Annotated in this window: 17 protein-coding genes and 2 pseudogenes; 14 read left to right on the forward strand and 5 right to left on the reverse strand. The window is 69.3% G+C overall.

All coding sequences use genetic code 11. The features are described 5' to 3' along the window. Window positions 1-9 precede the first annotated feature (9 nt). The 4 genes from groL to htpG form a co-directional block, all read right to left on the reverse strand. A complete protein-coding gene (gene groL / locus IM25_RS01785; protein ID WP_024101799.1) occupies window positions 10-1,635 on the reverse strand; it encodes a chaperonin GroEL in 1,626 nt (541 codons plus the stop codon). Between the two features lie 280 nt (window positions 1,636-1,915). Beyond that, entirely contained in the window at window positions 1,916-2,440 is a 525-nt protein-coding gene (locus IM25_RS01790) for a DUF6764 family protein (protein ID WP_016691625.1), read from the reverse strand. Between the two features lie 141 nt (window positions 2,441-2,581). Further along, window positions 2,582-3,358 carry an HAD-IIA family hydrolase gene (locus tag IM25_RS01795; protein WP_065995688.1) on the reverse strand — a complete coding sequence of 259 codons (777 nt, stop codon included), beginning with the start codon at window positions 3,356-3,358 and terminating at the stop codon, window positions 2,582-2,584. Window positions 3,359-3,402: 44 nt separating this feature from the next. Beyond that, a complete protein-coding gene (gene htpG, locus IM25_RS01800; RefSeq protein WP_065995689.1) occupies window positions 3,403-5,328 on the reverse strand; it encodes a molecular chaperone HtpG in 1,926 nt (641 codons plus the stop codon). A gap of 122 nt (window positions 5,329-5,450) precedes the next feature. Between htpG and IM25_RS01805 the strand changes: the two genes are divergently transcribed. After that, window positions 5,451-6,701: an NAD(P)/FAD-dependent oxidoreductase gene (locus IM25_RS01805; protein WP_033096167.1), complete on the forward strand. Its 1,251-nt coding sequence runs from the start codon at window positions 5,451-5,453 to the stop codon at window positions 6,699-6,701. On the opposite strand, the pseudogene IM25_RS01810 reads toward IM25_RS01805, so the two are convergent. Further along, a pseudogene (locus tag IM25_RS01810) lies at window positions 6,676-7,146 on the reverse strand (PadR family transcriptional regulator); the annotation flags it as partial. The gene IM25_RS01805 and the pseudogene IM25_RS01810 sit on opposite strands and share 26 nt — an antisense overlap. On the opposite strand from IM25_RS01810, the gene IM25_RS01815 reads away from it, so the two are divergent. The 13 genes and pseudogenes from IM25_RS01815 (at window position 7,136) to mnhG (ending at window position 23,451) form a co-directional block, all read left to right on the forward strand. Further along, entirely contained in the window at window positions 7,136-7,636 is a 501-nt protein-coding gene (locus IM25_RS01815) for a DUF1707 SHOCT-like domain-containing protein (RefSeq protein WP_232333371.1), read from the forward strand. The pseudogene IM25_RS01810 and the gene IM25_RS01815 overlap by 11 nt on opposite strands. Before the next feature lie 55 nt (window positions 7,637-7,691). Beyond that, window positions 7,692-11,186, forward strand: a complete 3,495-nt coding sequence (locus tag IM25_RS01820; RefSeq protein ID WP_065995690.1) for a TM0106 family RecB-like putative nuclease — start codon at window positions 7,692-7,694, stop codon at window positions 11,184-11,186. Between the two features lie 111 nt (window positions 11,187-11,297). Beyond that, entirely contained in the window at window positions 11,298-11,762 is a 465-nt protein-coding gene (locus IM25_RS01825; protein ID WP_006553630.1) for an SRPBCC family protein, read from the forward strand. Window positions 11,763-11,878: 116 nt separating this feature from the next. After that, window positions 11,879-12,601 carry a phosphatidylserine decarboxylase gene (locus IM25_RS01830; RefSeq protein WP_065995691.1) on the forward strand — a complete coding sequence of 241 codons (723 nt, stop codon included), beginning with the start codon at window positions 11,879-11,881 and terminating at the stop codon, window positions 12,599-12,601. Then, the gene (locus IM25_RS01835; RefSeq protein ID WP_006553633.1) at window positions 12,598-13,515 is read left to right on the forward strand and encodes a CDP-alcohol phosphatidyltransferase family protein; all 918 of its coding nucleotides are present in this window, start codon (window positions 12,598-12,600) and stop codon (window positions 13,513-13,515) included. The genes IM25_RS01830 and IM25_RS01835 overlap by 4 nt, the downstream gene beginning before the upstream one ends. 46 nt (window positions 13,516-13,561) lie before the next feature. After that, window positions 13,562-15,778 carry an AAA family ATPase gene (locus IM25_RS01840; protein WP_065995692.1) on the forward strand — a complete coding sequence of 739 codons (2,217 nt, stop codon included), beginning with the start codon at window positions 13,562-13,564 and terminating at the stop codon, window positions 15,776-15,778. Window position 15,779: 1 nt separating this feature from the next. Then, entirely contained in the window at window positions 15,780-16,973 is a 1,194-nt protein-coding gene (locus IM25_RS01845; RefSeq protein WP_065995693.1) for a hypothetical protein, read from the forward strand. A 201-nt stretch (window positions 16,974-17,174) separates the two neighbouring features. After that, window positions 17,175-20,012 carry a Na+/H+ antiporter subunit A gene (locus IM25_RS01850; protein ID WP_033096172.1) on the forward strand — a complete coding sequence of 946 codons (2,838 nt, stop codon included), beginning with the start codon at window positions 17,175-17,177 and terminating at the stop codon, window positions 20,010-20,012. Then, window positions 20,009-20,551 (forward strand): annotated as a pseudogene (locus IM25_RS01855) (Na(+)/H(+) antiporter subunit C); the annotation flags it as partial. The gene IM25_RS01850 and the pseudogene IM25_RS01855, both read left to right, overlap by 4 nt. A gap of 179 nt (window positions 20,552-20,730) precedes the next feature. After that, window positions 20,731-22,320 carry a Na+/H+ antiporter subunit D gene (locus tag IM25_RS01860; RefSeq protein WP_033096174.1) on the forward strand — a complete coding sequence of 530 codons (1,590 nt, stop codon included), beginning with the start codon at window positions 20,731-20,733 and terminating at the stop codon, window positions 22,318-22,320. Next, window positions 22,320-22,868, forward strand: coding sequence for a Na+/H+ antiporter subunit E (locus IM25_RS01865; RefSeq protein ID WP_065995694.1), 549 nt, complete (start codon window positions 22,320-22,322; stop codon window positions 22,866-22,868). Before IM25_RS01860 ends, IM25_RS01865 begins: the two co-directional genes overlap by 1 nt. Further along, complete coding sequence (locus tag IM25_RS01870) at window positions 22,865-23,125, forward strand: monovalent cation/H+ antiporter complex subunit F (RefSeq protein ID WP_006553640.1); 261 nt, start codon at window positions 22,865-22,867, stop codon at window positions 23,123-23,125. The genes IM25_RS01865 and IM25_RS01870 overlap by 4 nt, the downstream gene beginning before the upstream one ends. Then, a complete protein-coding gene (mnhG, locus tag IM25_RS01875; protein ID WP_006553641.1) occupies window positions 23,122-23,451 on the forward strand; it encodes a monovalent cation/H(+) antiporter subunit G in 330 nt (109 codons plus the stop codon). Before IM25_RS01870 ends, mnhG begins: the two co-directional genes overlap by 4 nt. Window positions 23,452-23,462 lie beyond the last annotated feature (11 nt).

The raw sequence follows: 23,462 nt of genomic DNA on the forward strand, positions 1-23,462 counted from the left end.
AGGGGCGGATCAGAAGTCCATGCCGCCCATGCCGCCGGTCGGGTCGCCCACGGGAGCGGCGGCCTTCTCCGGCTTGTCGGCGACGACGGCCTCGGTCGTCAGGAACAGGGCCGCGATCGACGCAGCGTTCTGCAGCGCCGAGCGGGTGACCTTGACCGGGTCGTTGATGCCCGCTTCGAGCAGGTCCTCGTAGTCGCCGGTCGCAGCGTTGAGGCCGTGGCCGGCCTCGAGGTTGCGGACCTTCTCGGCGACGACGCCGGGCTCGAGGCCGGCGTTGAAGGCGATCTGCTTCAGCGGCGCCTCGAGAGCGACCTTGACGATGTTGGCACCCGTAGCCTCGTCGCCCTCGAGCTTGAGGTCGTCGAGAACCGGAGCGGCCTGCAGCAGGGCCACGCCACCACCGGCGACGATGCCCTCTTCGACGGCAGCCTTCGCGTTGCGGACGGCGTCCTCGATGCGGTGCTTGCGCTCCTTGAGCTCGACCTCGGTCGCGGCACCGGCCTTGATGACGGCGACGCCGCCGGCCAGCTTCGCGAGGCGCTCCTGCAGCTTCTCACGGTCGTAGTCCGAATCCGACGCCTCGATCTCGGCGCGGATCTGGTTGACGCGACCGGCGATGGCGTCGGGATCGCCCGCGCCCTCGACGATGGTGGTCTCGTCCTTGGTGACGACGACCTTGCGGGCCTGGCCGAGCAGCTCGATGCCGGCGGTCTCGAGGGAGAGGCCGACCTCTTCGCTGACGACCTCGCCACCGGTGAGGATGGCGATGTCGGCGAGCTGGGCCTTGCGACGGTCACCGAAGCCCGGAGCCTTGACGGCGACCGACTTGAAGGTGCCGCGGATCTTGTTGAGGACCAGAGTGGACAGAGCCTCGCCCTCGACGTCCTCGGCGATGATCAGCAGCGGCTTGCCCGACTGGATGACCTTCTCGAGCAGCGGCAGCAGGTCCTTGACCGTGGAGATCTTGGAGCTGACGAGCAGGATGTAGGGATCCTCGAGCACGGCCTCCTGACGCTCTGCGTCGGTGGCGAAGTAGAGGGAGATGTAGCCCTTGTCGAAGCGCATGCCCTCGGTCAGCTCGAGCTGGAGGCCGAAGGTGTTGGACTCCTCGACGGTGATGACGCCTTCCTTGCCCACCTTGTCGATGGCCTCGGCGATGAGCTCACCGATCGCGGGGTCGCCGGCGGAGATGCCTGCGGTGGCGGCGATCTGCTCCTTGGTCTCGACCTCCTTGGCGGTGTCGAGCAGCTTGGCGGTGACGGCCTCGACGGCCTTCTCGATGCCGCGCTTCAGGCCGAGGGGGTTGGCGCCCGCAGCAACGTTGCGCAGACCCTCGCGGACGAGCGCCTGGGCGAGCACGGTAGCGGTGGTGGTGCCGTCACCCGCGACGTCGTCGGTCTTCTTGGCAACTTCCTTGACCAGCTCGGCGCCGATCTTCTCGTACGGATCCTCGAGCTCGATCTCCTTGGCGATGGACACACCATCGTTGGTGATCGTGGGGGCGCCCCACTTCTTCTCGAGAACGACGTTGCGACCCTTGGGGCCCAACGTCACCTTGACTGCGTCGGCGAGGCTGTTGAGGCCCCGCTCGAGGCCGCGACGGGCCTCTTCGTCGAACGCGATGATCTTGGCCATTGCGAAGTGATCCTCCGGGTATGGGGGTGACACCGGAGCGATCGCTCGTCGGATCGCTCCATGTACGCCTTCGGCCGGAAGCAGTGCCCGCGACGGACGACCAGGGGTGTCGAAAACCCGGTCTCACCCTACCGACCTGGCACTCACGTGTTGCGAGTGCTAAGTGCATTTTTAGCACTCGGGGGTGGCGAGTGCAAGACTACCGGCACCTGCCACCCCCGTCACGAAATCCGCGAAAGACCGACTACACGGTCGTCCGGATCATCGGTGCCGCGCTCGCTCAACGCGGCGTCGAACCGACCCCCACGGCGCACCACTGTCCCGTCGCGGTGTTGACCGCGAACGACTGGGCTCCGACGCACGTGACGCCGGTGGTGTCGGCCGTGGCGCCCGACCCGTAGCCGGCCACCGACAGGGTCGTCGCCGGACCCTGAGCCCACGAGTGGCTCAGTCCGCCGCCGAGCGCGTAGGCGAACGACCGGCCGCCGTCACGGGCTGCACTGAGCGCCGTGCCGAAGCCCGTCGCGTGGGCTTCGGCGGCACCGGCCGACTCGGCGACCGACACCGCGGTGCCGCTGTCGGCGGCATACGCGCGAGCGAAGGCGTCCTCGGCGGTGGCGCCGCAGCTGGCGGTATCGGACACCAGGATGTCGTTGGCAGAAGGAGGCGACACACAGGTCACCGGCGCCGCTGCGGCGGTACCCCCACCGAACAGCGCGGCCGAGGCCACACCGACGGCGACGAGTACACCGGCCCGGAACGAACGGCGCGCGGTGAGAACGGATCGGAAGGAACGAATGGACAAGAACGGGCTCCTCTGCACTGGAGTGCCTCTTCGCGAAAGGCTGCGTCTGCGCGAACTGGGGAACGAGCGCCCCGCGCGAACGGGGGGCCGGCGCCCCGGCGGTAGGGTACCGATCACATGCATCTCACGCGAGACCGCCTGTCACAGACTGTCGAGGAGCCCCGGGAGAGCGGCGACGGAGTCGATGACGTGGTCGGGACGATCGACCGCCAGGTCCAGGACGGATTGCCGAAACTTTCCGGTACGCACCAGGATTCCCGTCATACCGAGGCGTTGCCCCGGGACGACCTCGCCCGCGATGTCGTCGCCGACGCCCACCATCCGATCCGGTTCGACACCCATCCGCTCCGACGCGACGAGGAAGCCGCGCAGCGACGGCTTGCCCACCGCCACCACCGACCGGCCGGTGAGCTCCTCGAGTCCGGCCAGGTAGACCCCGGTGTCGATGCGCAACTCGTCGGCGGCCTGCCACGCGAGCGCCCGGTGCATCGCGACCACCGGAACGTCCTCGAGCATCAGTTCGGCGACGCGACTCATCGCCCGGTGCGTGAAGGCATCCCCCGCGCCACCGAGGATCACCACTTCCGGATCGTCCTCGTCCAGCACGAGACCGTCGAGATCCGCGGCGATGTCGCCCTCGTTGAGGACCCAGCAGCGCAGACCCGGATAGGTCTGCCGGACGTGGTCGACGGTGAGGGACACCGCGGTGACGATCTCGTCCGGCGACACCTCCATCCCGAGATCGGTGAGCCGCTGCGCGATCTCGGCGCACGTCCGGGAGGTGGTGTTGGTGAGGAAGGCGCGGCGGACGCCGTCGGCACGCAGTCGTGCCAGGACATCCGCCGCGCCCGGGACGGGCTGCCACTCGGTGACGAGCACGCCCTCGATATCGAACAACACCCCGTCTACACGCGTCATGCATCGAGCCTATCCGCGTGCGTGCCTACGGCGACAGGCTCGGCTCACACGCTTCCGGCGAGACGCTCGGCGAGCAGGCGGGGGAACCGCGCCGGATCCTCCACCTCGCCACCCTCGGCGATCAGCGCCATGCCGTGGAGCAGCTCGGCGACGTCGGCGAGCGAGGCGTCGTCCGGACGCTGTTCCCGGGCCGTGCGCAGACCCGACACGAGCGGGTGATCGGGGTTGAGTTCCAGGATCCGCTTGACCCGCGGCACCGGCTGACCGGACGCCTTGTACATCCGCTCGAGGGCGGGCGACATGCTGAAGGTGTCGCCGACGATGCACGCCGGGGAGGACGTCAGGCGCGACGAGAGCCGCACGTCCTTGACCTGCTCGTCGAGGGTCTCCTTCATCCACGACAGCAGGTCGCCGAACTCCTTCTCCTTCTCCTCGCGTTCGGCTTCGGCGGCCTTCTTCTCGTCCTCGGTACCGAGGTCGACGTCGCCCTTGGCGATCGACTGGAAGCGCTTGCCCTCGAATTCCGGAACGGAGGTCACCCACATCTCGTCGACGGGGTCGGTCAGGAGCAGCACCTCGATGCCCTTGTCGCGGAACGCCTCCATGTGCGGGGAGCTCTCGAGCAGCTGCCGCGACTCGCCGGTGAGGTAGTAGATCGCGTCCTGGCCGTCCTTCATGCGCTCGACGTAGCCGGCGAGCGTGGTCTGCTCCTCCTCGCTCGCCGTCGAGTCGAACGACGAGATCGCCAGCAGCGTGTCGCGGTTGTCGGTGTCGGAGATCAAACCTTCCTTGACGACCCGGCCGAACTCGCGCCAGAACTTCGTGTACTTCTCGGGTTCCTTCGCGGCCATGTCCTTGACGGTCGCGAGGACCTTCTTCGTCAGGCGGCGGCGGATGGCCCGGATCTGCCGGTCCTGCTGCAGGATCTCACGAGAGACGTTGAGCGACAGGTCCTGCGCGTCGACCACACCCTTGACGAAACGCAGGTACTCGGGGACGAGATCCTCGCAGTCGTCCATAATGAACACGCGCTTGACGTACAGCTGCACGCCGGTGCGCCGTTCGCGGGCGAACAGGTCGAAGGGCGCGTGCTCCGGGATGAACAGCAGCGCCTGGTACTCGAAGGTGCCCTCGGCCTTGAGCGGGATGACCTCGAGCGGCTCGTCCCAGGCATGGGCGATGTGCTTGTAGAAGTCCGTGTACTCCTCCTCGGAGACCTCGTCCTTCGAGCGCGCCCACAACGCCTTCTGCGAGTTGAGGGTCTTGGTCTCGAAGGTCACCTCGTCGGTGCCGTCCTCCGACTTCGTGGTGCGCGAGACCTCCATGCGGATCGGCCACGCGATGAAATCCGAGTACTTCTTGACGATCTCCTCGAGCTTCCACTGCGAGGTGTAGTCGAACAGGTGGTCCTCGGCATCCTCGGGCTTGAGATGCAGGACCACCGAGGTGCCCTGGGGCGCGTCGTCGACCTCGGCGATCGTGTAGGTGGATTCGCCGCTGGACTCCCAGCGCGTACCGGTCTTCTCCCCGGCCTTGCGGGTGACGAGCGTGACCTTGTCGGCGACCATGAACGACGAGTAGAAGCCGATACCGAACTGGCCGATCAACTCCTCGGAAGCGGCGGCGTCCTTGGCCTCGCGCAGCTTCTGCCGGAGTTCGCCCGTGCCGGACTTCGCGAGGGTGCCGATGAGATCGACGACCTCGTCGCGGTTCATGCCGATGCCGTTGTCGCGCACGGTCAGGGTGCGCGCATCCTTGTCCACCTCGAGCTCGACGTGCAGGTCGGAGGTGTCGACGTCGAGATCCTTGTTTCGGAAAGACTCCAGCCGGAGCTTGTCCAGGGCGTCCGACGCGTTGGAGATCAACTCGCGCAGGAAGGTGTCCTTGTTCGAGTAGATCGAGTGGATCATCAGATCCAGCAACTGCCGCGTCTCGGCCTGGAATTCACGCTGTTCGACGTTCGTACTCATTCCGGGTTCCCTTTCCACAAGCAGAACTTCCCCGGAAATAGTAAGCCGTCCGCGAGTCCGGCCCGTTCGCGCTTCCGGGTCCATGATGGAGGTGCAGACTTCGTCGTTCACAGGAGGTTGCGATGACGGTTCGTCGGACAGTGGTCGTCGGTGCGGGCATCGTGGGTCTGTCCACCGCGTGGTTTCTGCAGGATCGAGGCATCGAGGTCACGGTGCTCGATCGGGTCGGCGTGGCGGGTGACGCCTCGTGGGGCAACGCCGGGTGGCTCGCGCCGGCACTGACCCTGCCGCTACCCGAGCCGGGGGTGCTGCGTTACGGCTTGCGCTCGATGTTCCGGCCGTCGTCGCCCGTCTACGTGCCGCCCACGACGGATGTGCGGTTGCTGCGCTTCCTCGCCGACTTCGCCCGGCACTGCACGAGACGGCAGTGGACGTCGTCGATGAAGGTCTTCGCGCGCGCCAACCGCCTCGCCCTCGATGCCTACGACGATCTCGCCCGCGGGTCGGGCGACACGATCGTCACCGAACCGACGCGGGTCGCCGATCCGTTCCTCGCGGCGTTCACCTCGGACGACGACCGTCGGCTGCTGGTCGAGGAGTTCGAGCACGCGCGTGCCGCCGGCAGCGAGATCGACTTCGACCTGCTCGACACCGACACGCTGCATTCGCTCGAACCGCTGCTCGGGGACTCGGTGCGGGTGGGTCTCCGGATCCGGGGGCAGCGGTTCATCGATCCGCCGCGGTTCGTCGCCTCGCTGGCGCACGCGGTCCGCGCCCGGGGTGCGGAGATCGTCACCGACGTCGACGTCGAGGAGGTGCGCGACACCGGTCGCGGGGTGGATGTCGTCGTGGCCGGTGGGCACTCGCGGTCGGCGGATGCGGTGGTACTCGCGAACGGAGCGTGGCTCGGGTCGCTCGCCCGGCCGTTCGGCGTGCGCACGCAGGTCCAGGCCGGTCGCGGCTACAGCTTCAGCGTGCGGCCGCCGAGCCTGCCGAAGAACCCGGTCTACTTCCCGGCCCAGCGGGTGGCGTGCACACCCCTCCAGGACCGTTTCCGGGTCGCGGGAATGATGGAGTTCCGCAGTCCCGACGCCCCGCTCGACCCGCGACGCATCCGGGCGATCGTCGACGCGACCCGTCCGCTGTTGCGTGAGGTCGACTGGGACGGGCGCAGCGAGGAGTGGGTGGGCTCACGGCCGTGCACGGCGGACGGGCTCCCGTTGATCGGCCGCACCCGTTCGGATCGGGTGTACGTCGCCGGCGGGCACGGGATGTGGGGTGTGGCGCTCGGTCCCCTCACCGGACGGCTGCTCGCCGGGTCGATGACCGGCGAGCCGGATCCGTTGCTCAGGTCGTTCGATCCGCTGCGCTGACCGGTCCGGGTTCGAGACGGTCGCGCACGCGGTCGAACCATTCGAGGACGGCCCGTTCGTAGAGGATGCCGAAGTCGAGGGTCGCCGCGGCGTGCGGCGGGAGGATGTCGGCCGCCGCCTGCTGTTCGTAGGCGGCGAGCTGCTCCTCGTGTCTGCGGCGATGCTCGGCGAGCATCGAGGCGAGGCGCTCGGGCGAGAGGTGATCGCCGAAGGCGACGGTCAGCAGCAGCGGATGGCGGATGTTCTCATCGCCCGGTTCGCGGTCGATCCATTCGGCGAAAGCCGTGCGTCCGGCCTCGGTCAGCAGGTAGGGCTTGCCGTCGCGCGGGCCCTTCTCCCCTGCATCGATCAGTCCCTGTCGTTCCATCGCGGCCAGTTCCCGGTAGACCTGGCTCGTCGTCAGCGACCAGAACTTGCCGATGCGCGCCTGTGCGGTGGACACCACCGGCCCCGGTATCGCGACATCGCCGCTGCGCGTCTCCGATGTCGAGCGCGAAACGATCGTGGAGGAGCTCGGGCGCCATCTCACCGCCGGACGGTTGACGATCGGCGAGTTCGACGAGCGTGTGGCCCGGGTCTACCGCGCCGTGACGCAGGACGACGCCGGCGCCGTTCTCGCCGACCTGCCGTCGACACTCGTTCCCCCCCCGCCCCCGCCGGCCGGCAAACCGTTCCCACGTCTGCGCCTGCCGCTCCACCAGCGCATCGAATGGGGAGCATGGACCACCGTGGGATCGATCAATCTCGTGGTGTGGGCACTGGTCTCGCTCGGAACGGCCTCGTCGATCTACTTCTGGCCGATCTGGGTCGTCGTTCCGTGGGGCATCGTGCTGGCGGTGCGCACCGCGCTCGGGGTCGAGGGCGGGCCCGGCCGCCGCAGTGTGCCCGGTGGGCGCGAGAACAATGGTCCGGCGGGTCCGACCTGTCTGCAATAGTCGGGACCAGCCGTGCCCATCCCGGGCATCCCGCACGCCGGAGACGGAGCTGCCGATGTTTCTTCTCGACGACAGGCTGGTCTTCGGCGCCGGAGATCTCACCCGCGCCGCCTCGTGCGAGTTCGCAGTGCTCCGCAACCTCGACTCGACGCTCGGTCGGCTCCCGCGCCCCGACACCGAACCCGACGCAATGCTCGACCGTGTCGCCGCACTCGGCGGCCGCCACGAGCAGCGCGTCCTCGACCGCTTCCGCGCGCAGGTGGGTGCGGAGAAGGTCGTCGAGATCGCCCGGCCCGAGTACACCGCGCAGGCGCTCACCGAGGCGGCGCAGGCCACCCTCGACGCCGTCCGGGCCGGCGCGCCCGTCGTCTATCAGGGCGCGTTCTTCGACACCGGCTTCTCCGACACTGCCCCCGATCCGCTCGGCATGATCGGCTTCTCCGACTTCCTCGTCCTCGAGGACGACGGCTACGCCGTCTACGACAGCAAACTCTCCCGGCACGCGAAGGTCGAGGCCCTGCTCCAGCTCGCCGCTTACGCGGACGCACTCGCGCGCACCGGGACGCCGGTGTCCTCGCACGCGCATCTCGTCCTCGGCGACGGCTCGATCGCCTCCTACCCGCTCGCGGAGATCATGCCGGTCTATCGGCACCGACGCGCCTGCCTCGAAACCCTTCTCACGTCGCACCGCGCTGCCCCCGGGCCGGTGCGGTGGGGAGCGGGTGGGCACACCGCCTGCGGTCGCTGCGACGACTGCACTCCGGAACTCGAACGTCACCGCGACCTGCTGCTGGTCGCGGGGATGCGCAGTACCCAGCGGCTGCGGCTGATCGAGGCGGGCGTGTCGACCATCGACGACCTCGCCGCATGCGCGGCACCCGTCGACGGGATGGCGCGCCGCACCTTCGACGCCCTGCGCGCCCAGGCACGGGCGCAGCTCGAGGAGGAGAGGCGGGACAGTCCCTATGCGGAGGTCTACGACGCCACCCCGCTCGGCATCCTGCCCGCGCCCGACGAGGGCGACATCTTCTTCGACTTCGAAGGCGACCCACTGTGGTCCGAGGGTGGCAGTTCCGAGTGGGGACTCGAGTACCTGTTCGGCGTCGTGGAGGGACCGGCCGACGCACCGATCTTCCGGCCCTTCTGGGCACACGACCGCGAGCAGGAGCGGCAGGCACTGCTGGACTTCCTCGACTACGTCACCGACCGCCGGCGTCGCCACCCGAGGATGCACGTCTACCACTACGCCCCGTACGAGAAGACGGCGTTGCTGCGGCTGGCGGGGCGCTACGGCGTCGGCGAGGAGATCGTCGACGACCTGCTGCGCGAAGGTGTGCTCGTCGACCTGTACCCCGTGGTGCGCAACTCGATCCGGGTGGGTGCCCGGACGTACGGACTGAAGAAACTCGAACCGCTCTACACCGAGGAGAGCGAGGCACGCGACGGCGATGTCGCCGACGCGGGCGCCTCGATCGTCGCGTACGCCGACTACTGCGCACTGCGCGACGCCGGGCACCTCGAGGATGCGGAACGCGAACTCGCGTCGATCGCCTCCTACAACGAGGCCGACTGCATCTCCACCCTGCGTCTGCGCGACTGGCTGCTCACCCACGCCCGCGACCACGGCATCTCCCCCACCGAGACGACCCACGACGAGGCCGCTCCCGACGCGCAGGCACACCCCGTCGAGACGAAACTCCTCGAATACGTCGGCGGTGCACTGGCGGGGGACCGCACCCCGGAACAGCAGGCGGCCGCACTCGTCGCCGCGGCCATGGGCTACCACCGGCGCGAGCGGAAACCTTTCTGGTGGGGACACTTCGATCGTCTGGCGACGGCTCCCGACGAGTGGGCGGACGCCCGCGACACGCTGGTCGCGGCGACGTGCACACTCGAGACCGACTGGCACAAGGCCACGCCCCGCCGGCGACTGCTCCGGCGTCGGCTGCGCCTCGCGGGCGAGTTCGAGCCGGGCAGCACATTGCGCGCCGGGCAGGACGTCTTCCTGTTGTACGACGCTCCGGGACCGGACGGACTGCCCGACGGCGGCACCGGGACGCGCGCGTGGTCGCGCGGCGTGGTCGTCGAACGCACCACGGGGACGGACCATCCCGACGTGCTCGTCGTGGACGAGTCGCTACGGACGGACGAGGAGTACTCCGTGCTACCGGTGGCCGTCACTCCCGGCGCGCCGATCTCGTCGAAGAACATCGAAGCGGCGATCGCCTCCGCCGCCGAGGCGATGTGCAGCGAGTTGCCGGCTCTGCCGTCGACCGCGGCGGTGGACGTACTGCGCCGCATCCCTCCCCGCCTGCGCTCCGGTGCCGCGCTGCCGCCGCTCGGCGACGACGCGGCCGGCACGATCGTCACGACCGTTCTCAACCTGGAGAATTCGTACCTGGCGGTGCAGGGCCCACCCGGCACCGGCAAGACGTACACCGGGGCCCGGGTGGTGGCGGCGCTCGTGAACGAGCACGGCCGGCGCGTCGGCGTGGTCGCGCAGTCGCATTCGGTGGTCGAGAACATGCTGGCCGGGATCGTCGCCGCGGGAGTGTCGCCGGAACGGGTCGCCAAGGCGAAATGCCAGAGCCCCGATCCGACGTGGACCGCCTTCCCTGACGCGAAGTCCCTTGCGGCGCATATCGGTACATCCGCCACCGGCTATGTGGTGGGCGGAACGGCCTGGGACTTCACGAATCCGAACTACATCGAGCCCGGCAGCCTCGACCTGCTGGTGGTCGACGAGGCCGGTCAGTTCTGTCTCGCCAACACCATCGCCGTGGCCACGGCGGCGTCGAATCTGCTGCTGCTCGGCGATCCCCGCCAACTGCCGCAGGTCTCGCAGGGCACCCACCCCGAGCCGGTCGACGAGTCCGCCCTCGGATGGCTCGCCGAAGGGCACGGTGCGTTGCCCACCGATCGCGGCTACTTCCTTCCGGTGACCTGGCGGATGCACCCGGATCTGTGCGCGCGGGTGTCCGAGTTGTCCTACGAGGGACGACTGCAGTCGAAGTCCGAGATCACCACGCGCCGCGCGCTCGACGGCGTCCCGCCCGGCGTCCGGCTCGTGGAGGTCGCGCACGAGGGCAATGCGACCTGCTCGCCCGAGGAGAGCGCCGAGATCGTGCGCGCCATCGCAGCCGTGCTCGGCTCGGCGTGGACGGACGACGCCGGCTCCCCGCCGCGACCTCTCGGCGAGGAGGACGTCCTGGTGGTCGCACCGTACAACGCTCAGGTCCCCCGCCTACGGCAGGATCTCGCCGCCGCGGGTCTGCACCGGGTCCAGGTGGGCACCGTCGACAAGTTCCAGGGCCGCCAGGCGGCGATGGTGTTCGTGTCGATGACGGCCTCCGCCGTCGAGGACGTGCCGCGGGGCATGTCGTTCCTGTTGTCCCGCAACCGGTCGAACGTGGCTCTCTCACGCGGCAAGTGGTCGGCGGTGATCGTCCGGTCCGGCGCCCTGACCGATCACCTCCCGTCGACACCGGACGGCCTGATCGAACTCGGGGCGTTCATGCGGCTGACCGGAGCCGACCCGACCGGGGCGTGACCGCACTCACATCGTCCGTTAGGATCGACGACGATCCTGTTACCTCCGGTAGCAGATACACGGGACCCGGTCCCCCGGAGAAGACCCGGTCCCCCGAGCACAGGAGTACACGTGTCGAAGACCCTCGAGGCCACGATCGAGATCACCGCCTCCCCCGAGCAGGTGTGGCGCGTGGTGTCCGATCTGAAGCGGATGGGCGAGTGGAGCCCGCAGTGCCGTCGGATGATCGTGCGCGGTGGGCCGGTGTCGGCCGGCACCACCACGATCAACATCAACAAGAAGGGGCTGCTGGTGTGGCCCACGACGTCGAAGGTGATCGACTTCGAACCCGGCCGTCGCCTGAGCTTCCGGATCAACGAGAACCGCTCCATCTGGTCGTTCACCCTCGAACCCACCGCCACCGGCACGCGGGTCACCCAGCGGCGCGAGGCGCCCACCGGGACCAGCAAGGTCTCGCAGACCCTGGTCAAGTATGTTCTCGGCGGCACCGAGGCGTTCGACGACGAACTGACGATGGGGATGAACGCGACTCTCGCCCGTCTCAAGAACGAGATCGAGGCGGCCGCGCGGGTCTGACCTTCCCTCCTCGGCTCACGTACGCTGGAGTGCCTGTGGACCGACAGGACCCGCCCGCGAGACGGGCGGGGCCCCTGCGGTCCCGGACCACCGATCGCCAGCGATAAGAGGAGCCCGTGGCACGTAAGCCGACGCCCGCCGGAACACCCCCCACCAGCGGGGTAGCCCACATGGTCGACCTGGTCAGGCATGTCGTACCGCCCATGCATCCGGGCGGTATCCCCTTCGTCGCAGCTCCGCTGGCCGTGGCGACCCTCGGCCGCCGCAAGCCCTGGCTGCGCCGCGCCGGTCTCGCATCGGCACTGGCGTGCGCCACCTTCTTCCGGCACCCGCACCGCGTGCCGCCGAACCGCGCCGGAGTGGTCGTCGCTCCCGCCGACGGTGAGATCGCTCTCGTCGACCATGCCGTGCCGCCCGCCGAACTCGGGCTCGGCAGCGAGGAGCGCCCCCGGGTCAGCATCTTCCTGTCCGTCCTCGACGTGCACGTGCAACGCAGCCCCGTCGGCGGCACCGTCCGCTCGGTGGTCCACACCCCGGGCAAGTTCCTCTCCGCCGATCTCGCCGACGCGAGCGAGGTCAACGAGCGCACCAGCATGCTGATCGAGACGCGCGACGGCGCCGAGGTCGCCGTCGTCCAGATCGCCGGGCTGCTGGCACGGCGCATCGTCAACGACGCGCAGATCGGCGACCCCCTGCCGATCGGCGACACCTACGGCCTGATCCGCTTCGGATCCCGGGTCGACACCTACCTGCCGGTCGGGAGCACCCTGCTGGTCGAACGCGGTCAGCGCACCATCGGCGCCGAGACCGTCCTCGCTCAGCTGCCCACGGTGTCGTGAGTCCGCACACGCAGGGTTCGCGTGCGGTCGCGACCGGGCGGTCCCGCAATCGGCCCAACGTCGTCCGCCTGCTGCCGAGCGTCATCACGGTCCTGGCGTTCTCCGCCGGACTGTCGGCGGTGAAGTTCGCGCTCGACGGACAACTCGGCACCGCGCTCGGCATGATCGGCGCCGCGGCCGTCCTCGACTCGCTCGACGGTCGCATCGCCCGCATGCTCGACGCGACCAGCAAGATCGGCGCCGAACTCGACTCGCTGTCGGACGCCGTCGCGTTCGGTGTCGCCCCGGCGCTCGTGCTCTACGTGACGTTGCTCGACGGCAGCCCCTTCGGCTGGATCGTCGCCCTGCTCTACGCAGTGAGCCTCGTGCTGCGACTCGCGCGCTTCAACACCCTGCTCGAGGACGACAGCGTCCCCGCCTACGCACGCGAGTACTTCGTCGGCGTGCCCGCACCGGCGGCCGCCCTCATCGCGCTCGCACCCGTCGCCGCCCACATCCAGTGGGGCGACGGCTGGTGGACCGCCTACGGGCTGGTCGCGGTGTGGATCCTCGGGACGGCCGGGCTCGCGATCAGCCGCATCCCGACCTTCGCGATGAAGTCGGCGTCCGTGCCCGCGCGACTCGCCGTGGTGCTGCTCGTGCTGGTCGCGATGGCGGCGGCCGCGCTGGTCACCTATCCGTTCATCCTCATGCTCGTGCTGGTCGCGGTCTACCTCGCGCACATCCCCTTCGCGGTGCGATCGCGGCGCTGGGTCGCGGCCCGGCCCGAGACCTGGGACATCAAGCCCTCGGAGCGACGCGCACTGCGTGCCCGCAACCGCGCGCAGCGTCCGCGTCGTGTCGCCGCCCGGCGTGTCGCCACGTCGGCGAGATCTCAGGCGCGACTCGGGCTGCGCCGTCCGCGAGGACGATGACATGCACGACCCGCGAGGACGCTAGTCACGTTCTAGGCTCGGCGGGGTGACGACCCCACAACTCTCACTCACCGTCCGGCTCAACACCTCCGCCGCCGACTCGCGGCGCGGTGTCGTGCGTCTGCACCCCGAGGCGCTGGCCGCGCTGGGCCTGCGGGAATGGGACGCGATCGCGCTGGTGGGAGCGCGTCGCACGGCGGTCGTGGCGGGGCTCGCCCCGGCCGGCACCCCGACTGGCACGATCTTGCTCGATGACGTGGTGCTGTCGAACACAGGCCTGAAGGAGGACGCGACGGTCGTCGTCGCGCCCGTGACGGTCTACGGCGCGCGCACGGTGACGGTCACCGGGTCCACCCTCGCGCGGCAGTCGATCCCGGAGACCACCCTGCGTCAGGCGCTGCTCGGGAAGGTCCTCACCGTCGGCGACGCGGTGTCGCTGCTCCCCCGCGATCTCGGACCGGGCACGAGCAACGCCGAGACGACGCGGGCACTGTCGCGGACGTTCGCGATCGCGTGGACCACCGAACTGCTCACCGTCTCCTCGGTCGATCCGGCCGGACCGGTGAGCGTGCAGCCGAACACCGCCGTCGTGTGGGGCGGTGGCCCGGGTGCCCTGCCGTCCTCCGTGCCGTCCGCTTCCGGATTCGTCTCGTCGGGGTTCGTCGCCTCCTCCCCCGCGACCGACCGTCCCGAATCGGCCCCCGCCACGCCTCCGCCACCGCCGGTCGAGGATCTCGTGGGTGTGCAGGCCCAGGTCGCGAAGCTCTCCGAGTGGCTCACCCTCTCGCTCGACGAACCCGAACTGCTGCGCACCCTCGGCGCGTCGCCGCATCTCGGGGTGCTCGTCACCGGTCCCGCCGGGGTCGGTAAGGCGACCTTCGTGCGCTCGGTGGTCGCCGACCGGCGTCTGGTCGAGGTCGACGGGCCGGGTGTGGGTGCACTCGCCGCCGACGAGCGGCTGCGCCGGATCTCCGCGGCGGCCGAAGCGGTGCGCGGTGGGGGCGTCCTGCTGCTCACCGACGTCGATGCCGTGCTCCCCGCCGACACCGAACCCGTCGCGACGTTGATCCTCGACGAGCTGCGGCGGGTGGTCGACACCGAGGGCGCGGTGCTGATCGCGACCACCGCGCATCCCGACGACGTCGACTCCCGGCTGCGTGCCCCGGAGATCTGCGACCGCGAACTGTCCCTGCCGCTGCCCGACGGCGCGCCCCGCCGCGCCCTGCTCGACGTGCTGCTGCGCTCGGTGCCGTCCACCGGTCTCGACCTCGCCGCCGTCGCGGGTCGCACCCCCGGTTTCGTCGTCGCCGACCTCGCGGCGCTGTGTCGCGAGGCGGCACTGCGCGCGGCGTCGCGGGCGAACCGCGACGACGACGAACCCTCGCTCGTCCAGGACGACCTGCTCGGCGCGCTCGAGGTGATCCGTCCGCTGTCGCGATCGGGTTCCGAGGAGCTGGCGATCGGCAGCGTGAGCCTCGACGACGTCGGCGACATGGTCGAGACGAAGCAGGCCCTGACCGAAGCCGTCCTGTGGCCGCTGCAGCATCCCGATTCGTTCGAGCGTCTCGGTGTCGATCCGCCGCGCGGTGTGCTGCTGTACGGCCCGCCCGGTTGCGGCAAGACCTATCTCGTCCGCGCTCTCGCCGGCACGGGACGTCTGAGCGTCCACGCCGTCAAGGGCGCCGAACTGATGGACAAGTGGGTCGGTGCGTCGGAGAAGGCGGTGCGCGAGTTGTTCGAGCGTGCCCGCAATTCGGCACCGGCGTTGGTGTTCCTCGACGAGATCGATGCTCTCGCACCGCGCCGCGGGCAGAGCTCCGATTCCGGGGTGTCCGACCGGGTCGTCGCGTCGCTGCTCACCGAACTCGACGGTGTCGAGCCGCTGCGCGACGTCGTGGTGGTGGGAGCGACCAACCGGCCCGACCTCATCGACCCGGCTCTGCTGCGTCCCGGCCGGCTCGAACGTCTCGTGTTCGTGCCGCCGCCGGACGCCGAGGCCCGGGCCGCGATCCTGAAGACCGCGGGCCGATCGGTACCGCTCGACGACGACGTCGACCTCGACGACCTGGCCGCCGGACTCGACGGCTACTCGGCCGCGGACTGCTCGGCTCTGCTGCGCGAGGCCGCGCTCGCGGCGATGCGGCGCAACGTCGACGCCGCCGTGGTCACCGCCGAGGACGTCGCGGTGGCCCGGGAGAAGGTGCGCCCCTCGCTCGATCCCGTGCAGGTCGCTCATCTGCAGGCCTACGCGGAGGGCCGTTGAGATGGCCGTGACCACCGCGGTCCGCGTCGCCGGACCGGCAGCCGTCCTCGCGGCCTTCCTCGCCGCCGGGGTCGCGATCCTCGTCCCGGCCGCGGGCGAATCGGTCCCCCCTGAGGGTGCGCGCAGCGAATGGGCACCCGTGGTCACCGCCGCGCTCGCCGTTCTCTCGGCGGCCGGGCTGCAGCGGACCGGCTCCCGACGTACCGCCTGGATGCTGGCCGCCGCCTCGATCGTGGTCCTCGGGTCGATCCGCTATCTCGTTCCCGCCGGCATCTCGGCCGACAGCCTGACGGTCGTCGGATGGGTGATCGCCGCGATCACCGGTGTGCTGCTCGGGGCGGCGACCGCGGGCTCGTGGGGTTCGGCGACCGGTCAGTGGGCCCTGATCGCCGGTGGGTGGGCGGCCTTCCTCACCGCCGCGGCCGTCGGTTCCGAGGTCCCCGTGGAGGCCATGCGCTGGACGGTTCCCCAGTGGGCGCTGGCCTTCGCACTCGTGGCAACGGTCGCCGCCGCGCTGACGGTGCCTGCCGGGATGCGCGTGCAGCGGGCCGATCCGCGGTTGCTCGCGATCATGGTGACCGCCGCGGTGGTGCTCTCGGTGGGCTACCGACTGCTGGGTGAATTCGTGGGTTCCCGCGCGAGCGACACGGGTGTGCTCCTGTGGCTGGTCGCCGGTGGGGCGCTCGCGGTGGCGGTCGTCGGTGCCGAGATCGTCGCGCGCCTCGTCCCGCCCGGAGACGACCGGTTCGTCCTCGCGGTCACCGGGGCCGTGGCCGCGGCGTACCCCGTCCTCGTCGAGTTGTGGTCGGGTATGCAGTCGGCGACCGTGCCGTGGTGGGTGCTGCTCGTCGCGGTGGCCGCCGTGGTCGCCGGGGTGCGGCTCTCCCCCTCCATGCCGTACGCGCTTCCCGGGCTGATTCTCGCCGCGTCGATCTCGGCGGCGACGGTGTGGTGGCCGGCGGAGATCGGCGAGGGAATCCCTCTTGCGGTGCGGGTGGCGCTCGTCGCGCTGGGCACCGGTCTCGCACTCGGGGCATCGTTGCCGGGCTCGGCGTCCGTCGCGGCTCTCGGCCTGGCGCTGCCGGTGCCGGCGACGGCCGTCGTCGGGGCGGTGTGGATGCTTCCGGCGGATGCGCAGTGGTCGGCGCTCGCACTGTTTACCGCGGCCGTGATCTGTGCGTGGCAGGTGCGCTAGCGCTCTCACCTCCCCGATTCGCAAGCGTGCGAAGACAACCGTTAGGATGTGCACAATCCGTTTTGCCCGATGACGGCGAGCGGCGTGCATGTCGGGGCGATCCCCGTTTCGGCGGTGTGCCGTCCGCTGTGACGACAGCGAGTCCCACAGACCGCAGTCAGTTTCACCCCGCCGACAGGCCCGACCCCGACGGAGTGCCTTTTGATCGCCATACTCGTTGCCCATGCGGTCGCTGCCCTTCTGGCGCCGCTTCTGGTCCGAGTCATGGGGAGAAATGCATTCCTGCCGCTCGCGGTGGTGCCCCTCGCGAGTCTCGGCTGGGTCGTCACCAACTGGGGAACCGATCAGAAACTGCAGATCGCGTGGGCCTCGACGCTGTCGATGAATTTCGATCTGCGCTTCGACACGCTCGCGGCGATCATGTGCGTGCTCGTTTTGGGCATCGGCTCGTTGATCCTGCTCTACTGCTCGCGCTATTTCGAGGACGACGAGCCCCGCCTGGGCTTGTTCGCCGCCGAGATGGTCGCCTTCGCCGGCGCCATGTTCGGTCTGGTGGTCAGCGACAACATGTTGCTGCTCTACACCTTCTGGGAACTGACGACCGTCCTGTCGTTCCTGCTCGTCGGGCATTACGCCGAACGCGCTTCGAGTCGCCGTGCCGCCACCCAGGCCCTGCTCGTCACCACGGCCGGTGGTCTGGCGATGCTGGTCGGCATCATCATCCTCGGCGAGATGGTCGGCAGCTACAACCTGTCCGACGTCGTCGCGGCGGCACCTCACGGATGGCTCGCCGGCGTCGCCGTGGTGCTCGTGCTCGTCGGCGCACTGTCGAAGTCCGCCGTGGTCCCGCTGCACTTCTGGCTGCCCGGCGCGATGGCCGCCCCCACCCCGGTGTCCGGATATCTTCACGCCGCGGCGATGGTCAAAGCCGGCATCTACCTCGTGGCCCGGCTCGCACCCGGCTTCGCTGACAGCGCCGCGTGGCGGCCGATCGTCATCGGTCTCGGTCTCGCGTCGATGATCCTCGCCGGCTGGCGAGCGTTCCGCGCCTTCGACCTCAAGCTCATCCTGGCCTTCGGCACCGTCAGCCAGCTCGGCTTTCTCACTGCGCTGGTGGGTACGGGTAGCCGGGAAGCGGCCCTGGCGGGCCTGGCGATGGTGATCGCCCACGCCCTGTTCAAGGCATGCCTGTTCATGGTGGTCGGCATCATCGACCACTCCACCGGCACCCGCGACATCCGCAAACTCGCGCATCTCGGCTCTGCCGCCCCCTACTTGATGGTGATCGCGATACTTGCGGCGGCGAGCATGGCCGGTCTGCCGCCGTTCATCGGTTTCGTCGCGAAGGAAGCCGCGCTCGAGTCGTCGCTGGTGGCCGAGGTGCTCCCCGAATGGGCGCGGATCGCCATGACTGCGGGCATCGTGGTGGGCTCGATCCTCACCCTCGCCTACAGCATCCGGTTCATCTGGGGCGCCTTCGGTCGTAAGCAGCTCAAACGTCCGAGCCCCGCGGTGCAGAACCTGCACGCGCCCGGCCCGCTGCTGCTCACCGCCCCGAGCGTCCTCGCGTTCGCCGGTCTCGCCGCGGGCTTCGCGAGCTCGTGGATCGACCATCTGATCACCCCCTACGCCGACGAGCTGCCCACCGAACTCGACAAGCCCTACCACCTGGCGTTGTGGCACGGATTCTCCTTGCCGCTGGGTCTGACCGGCGTGGTGATCGTGGGCGGCACGGTCCTGTTCCTCGCGCACCGCACCATCGCGCGTCTGCGCTTCGAGCACCCGCCGCTCGGAAATGCCGACCGGATGTACGACGCGACCCTCCAGGGCATGGACACCCTGTCCCTGCGCCTGACCGCCTTCCTGCAGCGCGGTTCGCTCCCCCTGACCCAGGCGACCATCCTCATCACCCTGGTGGCGCTCCCGACGGTGCTGATGTTCTTCTTCGGGCTGAGCACGATGCCGTCGACGCGCGCGTGGGACTCGATCTGGCAGCTCGGGGTGGGGTTGATCATGATGGCCGCCGCGATCACCGCGACGGCCCTGCGCAACCGTCTCGGCGCAGTGTTGGTCGTGGGCGTGACCGGTTACGGGCTCGGGGTGCTGTTCGCCCTCCAGGGAGCTCCCGACCTCGCGCTCACCCAGTTCCTCGTCGAGACCGTCACCCTCGTGATGTTCGTGCTGGTCCTGCGCAAGCTGCCCGCCGAGACCGACCCGGCCGCGGTGATGGGCAGCAAGTTCGCCCGCGCGATGCTCGGCATCGCCGTGGGCGCGGTGGTCGCCGGGATCGGCGCCTACGCCGTCGCGGCACGCACTACCGATCCGATCTCGCTGCTGCTGCCCGACGCCGCCTACTACGGCGGTGACGGCAAGAACATCGTCAACGTCCTGCTCGTCGACATCCGCGCCTGGGACACGCTGGGCGAGATCTCGGTGCTGCTGGTCGCCGCGACCGGCGTGGCCAGCCTGGTCTTCCGCACCCGCCGCTTCGGCACCGCCCCGCGTGTGGCGGACGCACCCGCGGCGCAGCTCGACGCGGTCTCCGCCAGCAACGAGACGACCTGGCTGCTCGGCGGCGATCTCATCGATCCGCGCTACCGATCGCTGGTCCTCGAGGTCACCACGCGACTGGTCTTCCCCACCATGATGATCCTGTCGGTGTACTTCTTCTTCTCCGGGCACAACGCGCCCGGTGGCGGTTTCGCGGGCGGTCTCGTCGCCGGTCTCGCGCTGGTGTTGAGGTACCTGGCCGGCGGACGCTACGAGCTCGGAGAGGCGGTTCCCATCGACGCCGGCAAGATCCTCGGCATCGGACTCACCTTCGCCGCGGGCACCGCACTGGTGTCGATGTTCCTCGGCGCCCCGGCGCTGTCGTCGGCGACCCTCGAGCTCACGCTGCCTCTGCTCGGCGACATCAAGCTCGTGACCGCACTGTTCTTCGACCTCGGTGTGTACCTCATCGTCGTCGGACTGGTCCTGGACGTGCTGCGCAGCCTCGGTGCTCGCCTCGACGCCGAGACCGTGGGTGAGCGCCGATGACCGCGAACATCACGCTCCTCGCCGTCGTCGGTGTGCTCGTCGCGGCCGGTGTGTACCTGCTGCTCGAACGCAGCATCATCAAGATGCTGCTGGGCCTGCTGCTGGCCGGCAACGGAATCAACCTGCTGCTGCTCACCCTCGGCGGCCCCGCAGGTCATGCACCCATCGTCGGTGTGGAGAGCGACGTCGAGCCGGACATGGCCGATCCCCTCGCGCAGGCGATGATCCTCACCGCGATCGTCATCACGATGGGTGTGGCGGCGTTCGTGCTGGCACTGACCTACCGCTCCTACACCTACCGCGCACGGGACGAGATCGAGAACGACCCCGAGGACACCCTCGTGTCGCAGCGGCGCAGTCTCGCCGATCTACCGTCGCGAGACCGCTCCGACGACCCGCTCACCGGTATCCCCAGCAAGAGCGGCGACGCCTTCGACGCCGCGGGCAACCCGATCCCGCTCGATCAGCTCAAGAACATCGAGGACATCGAGGCGTACGAGGATCTGCACGACGGCGACTTCGACGACCCCACCGACTCGGCCTACACGCAGAACCAGGGGGGGACGGACGAGTCCGGCTCTGCCGAAGATTCGGGCGGGGCCGGCTCTATCGAGGATGTCGAGGACGTCCGCGCGGACGATCCCGACCCCGAGGCCCCCGACCCTGCCGAGGACGAGCGGACCGGAGACGACGAGAAGAACGGGAAGGAGGATCGCCGATGAACCCGAGCGTCGCGAACCTCGTTCCCCTCCCCGTCCTCATCCCCTTGCTCGCCGCAGCCGCAACCCTGATCGTCGGCCGCCGTCCGCGCGTCCAACGGTGGATCACCGTCTTCGCGCTGGTCGCCTCGCTCGTCGTGTGCGTGGCGCTGCTGTACTACGCCGACGCCGACGGCATCGCGGTACTGCAGATCGGTGGGTGGGAGGCGCCGATCGGCATCTCGCTGGTCGTCGACCGATTGTCGGCGTTGATGCTGGTCGTCTCGGCGATCGTGCTGCTGTCGGTGATGCTGTACGCAGTCGGCCAGGGTATCCACGACGGCAACGATCAGCAGCCCGTCTCGATCTTCCTGCCGACCTATCTCGCGCTCACCGCGGGTGTCAACATCGCCTTCCTCGCGGGCGACCTGTTCAACCTCTTCGTCGGCTTCGAGGTGCTCCTCGCCGCCTCGTTCGTCCTGCTGACCCTGGGTGCGAGCGCCGACCGCGTCCGCGCGGGCGTCTCGTACGTCATGGTCTCGATGGTGTCCTCGCTGGTCTTCCTCGTGGGCATCGCCTTCGCCTACGCAGCCACGGGCACTTTGAACCTCGCCCAGATGGCACTGCGGATGGACGAGATCTCACCCGGCACCCGGGCCGCGATCTTCGGTGTATTGCTCGTGGCTTTCGGTATCAAGGCCGCGGTCTTCCCGCTGTCGTCGTGGCTGCCCGACTCCTACCCCACCGCGCCCGCACCGGTCACGGCCGTCTTCGCCGGCCTGCTGACCAAGGTCGGTGTGTACGCGATCATCCGGGCGCACACCCTGCTGTTCCCGGGCGGCGAACTCGACGACGTCCTGCTCGTCGCGGGTCTGCTCACGATGATCGTCGGCATCCTCGGCGCGATCGCGCAGAACGACATCAAGCGTCTGCTGTCGTTCACGCTCGTCAGCCATATCGGCTACATGATTTTCGGTGTCGCTCTGTCGACGCAGACCGGTCTCGCGGGCGCCGTCTACTACGTCGGCCACCACATCCTCGTGCAGACCACCCTGTTCCTCGTGGTGGGTCTCATCGAACGCCAGGCCGGGTCGGCGTCGCTGCGACGCCTCGGCAGCCTCGCGCTCATGTCTCCGCTGCTGGCGGTCCTGTTCCTCATCCCGGCGCTCAACCTGGGCGGTATCCCGCCGTTCTCCGGGTTCATCGGCAAGGTCGCCCTGCTGCAGGCCGGCGCGGAGGACGGTTCGGTCCTGGCCTGGGTCCTCGTCGGCGGTGGTGTCGTGACCAGCCTCCTGACGCTGTACGTCGTCGCGCGTATCTGGACGAAGGCGTTCTGGCGGGCACGCGCCGACGCGCCCGAGGGCGATCTCGCGGACATCGGCCCCTCGGCGCTGATCGACGAATCCGCCACCGACATCTCCTTCGAGGAACGCCCGGACGTCGGCCGGATGCCGGCCGCGATGCTCGTCCCCACGGTCTGGCTCGTCGCGATCGGTGTGTCGTTGACGGTCTTCGCCGGTCCCCTGCTCGACATCAGCAACCGTGCCGCGGAGAACCTGCGCGACCGCACGGTGTACATCGAGGCCGTGCTGGGGGGTGAGCAGGAATGATGAAACGCGCCAACGTCCTGCGCATGTTCGTCGTGGGATGGACGACGCTGGTCTGGGTCCTGCTGTGGGGCACCTTCAGCATCGCCAACATCCTCGGCGGTGTGGTCGTCTCGCTCGTCGTCATGTTCGTGCTGCCGCTGCCGCGTGTACCCGTCGAGGGTCGCGTGCACGTCTGGTCCGCGATGCGGCTCGGCGTGGTGATCTTCGGCGAGACCATCCGCTCGACGATCAACGTGGCATGGCTCCCGATCCGGCCGTCCCCGCCGCCGGTCACCGGCGTGCTGCGCTGCCGGCTCACCATCAAGTCCGACCTGGTGCTGACACTGTGGACGGACATCATGAACAACATCCCGGGCACCATGGTGCTCGAGATCGACCAGGTGCGGCGGATCATGTACGTGCACGTCCTCGACGTGGGTACCGACAAGGCCGTGGCCGACTTCTACCGTTCCGCCCGCCTCATCGAACGTCTTCTCATCCGGACGTTCGAACGCGAGTCGGAATGGCAGGCCAGCCCCTGGCGCAGCGGAACGGAGGAACTGACGTGACCGTGACACTGGCGATCGCGGGGGCACTGCTGTTCGTCTCCGCAATCCTGATCACCTACCGCGTGATCGCGGGCCCCAACTCCCTCGACCGGCTCGTCGGCGTCGACGCCCTGCTCGCGCTCGGCATCTGCGGCATCGCGATCTGGGCGGTGTACACACGCGACACGTCGGTGCTGCCCGCCACCGTGGCCCTCGCCCTGGTCGGCTTCATCGGGTCGGTGTCCGTGGCTCGATTCCGGGTGCGTGACGAAGGATGACGACGATCATCGACACCTTCGCCCACCTCCTGATCCTCATCGGGGCGGTCATCTCGTTGACCGCTGCGATCGGCGTGGTGCGTTTCCGCGACACCCTGTCGCGCATGCATCCGGCCACCAAGCCGCAGGTGGTGGGTCTGTTGTTCGTGCTGGGTGGCGCGATGATCATCCTGCGCAGTTCCGTCGACATCTGGATGATGGCGCTGGCGGGCATGTTCATGGTCCTCACGGCACCGGTGATCGCGCACCGCGTCGGTCGCGTCGCCTACCGGGAGCAGCTCGGTCGCGACGGCCTGCTCGACGAGGACGCTCCCGGCGGTGCGTGACAGGTGACGAG

Origin of the sequence: Rhodococcus sp. p52, from assembly GCF_000763325.2 — a bacterium.
GTDB lineage: Bacteria > Actinomycetota > Actinomycetes > Mycobacteriales > Mycobacteriaceae > Rhodococcus > Rhodococcus pyridinivorans.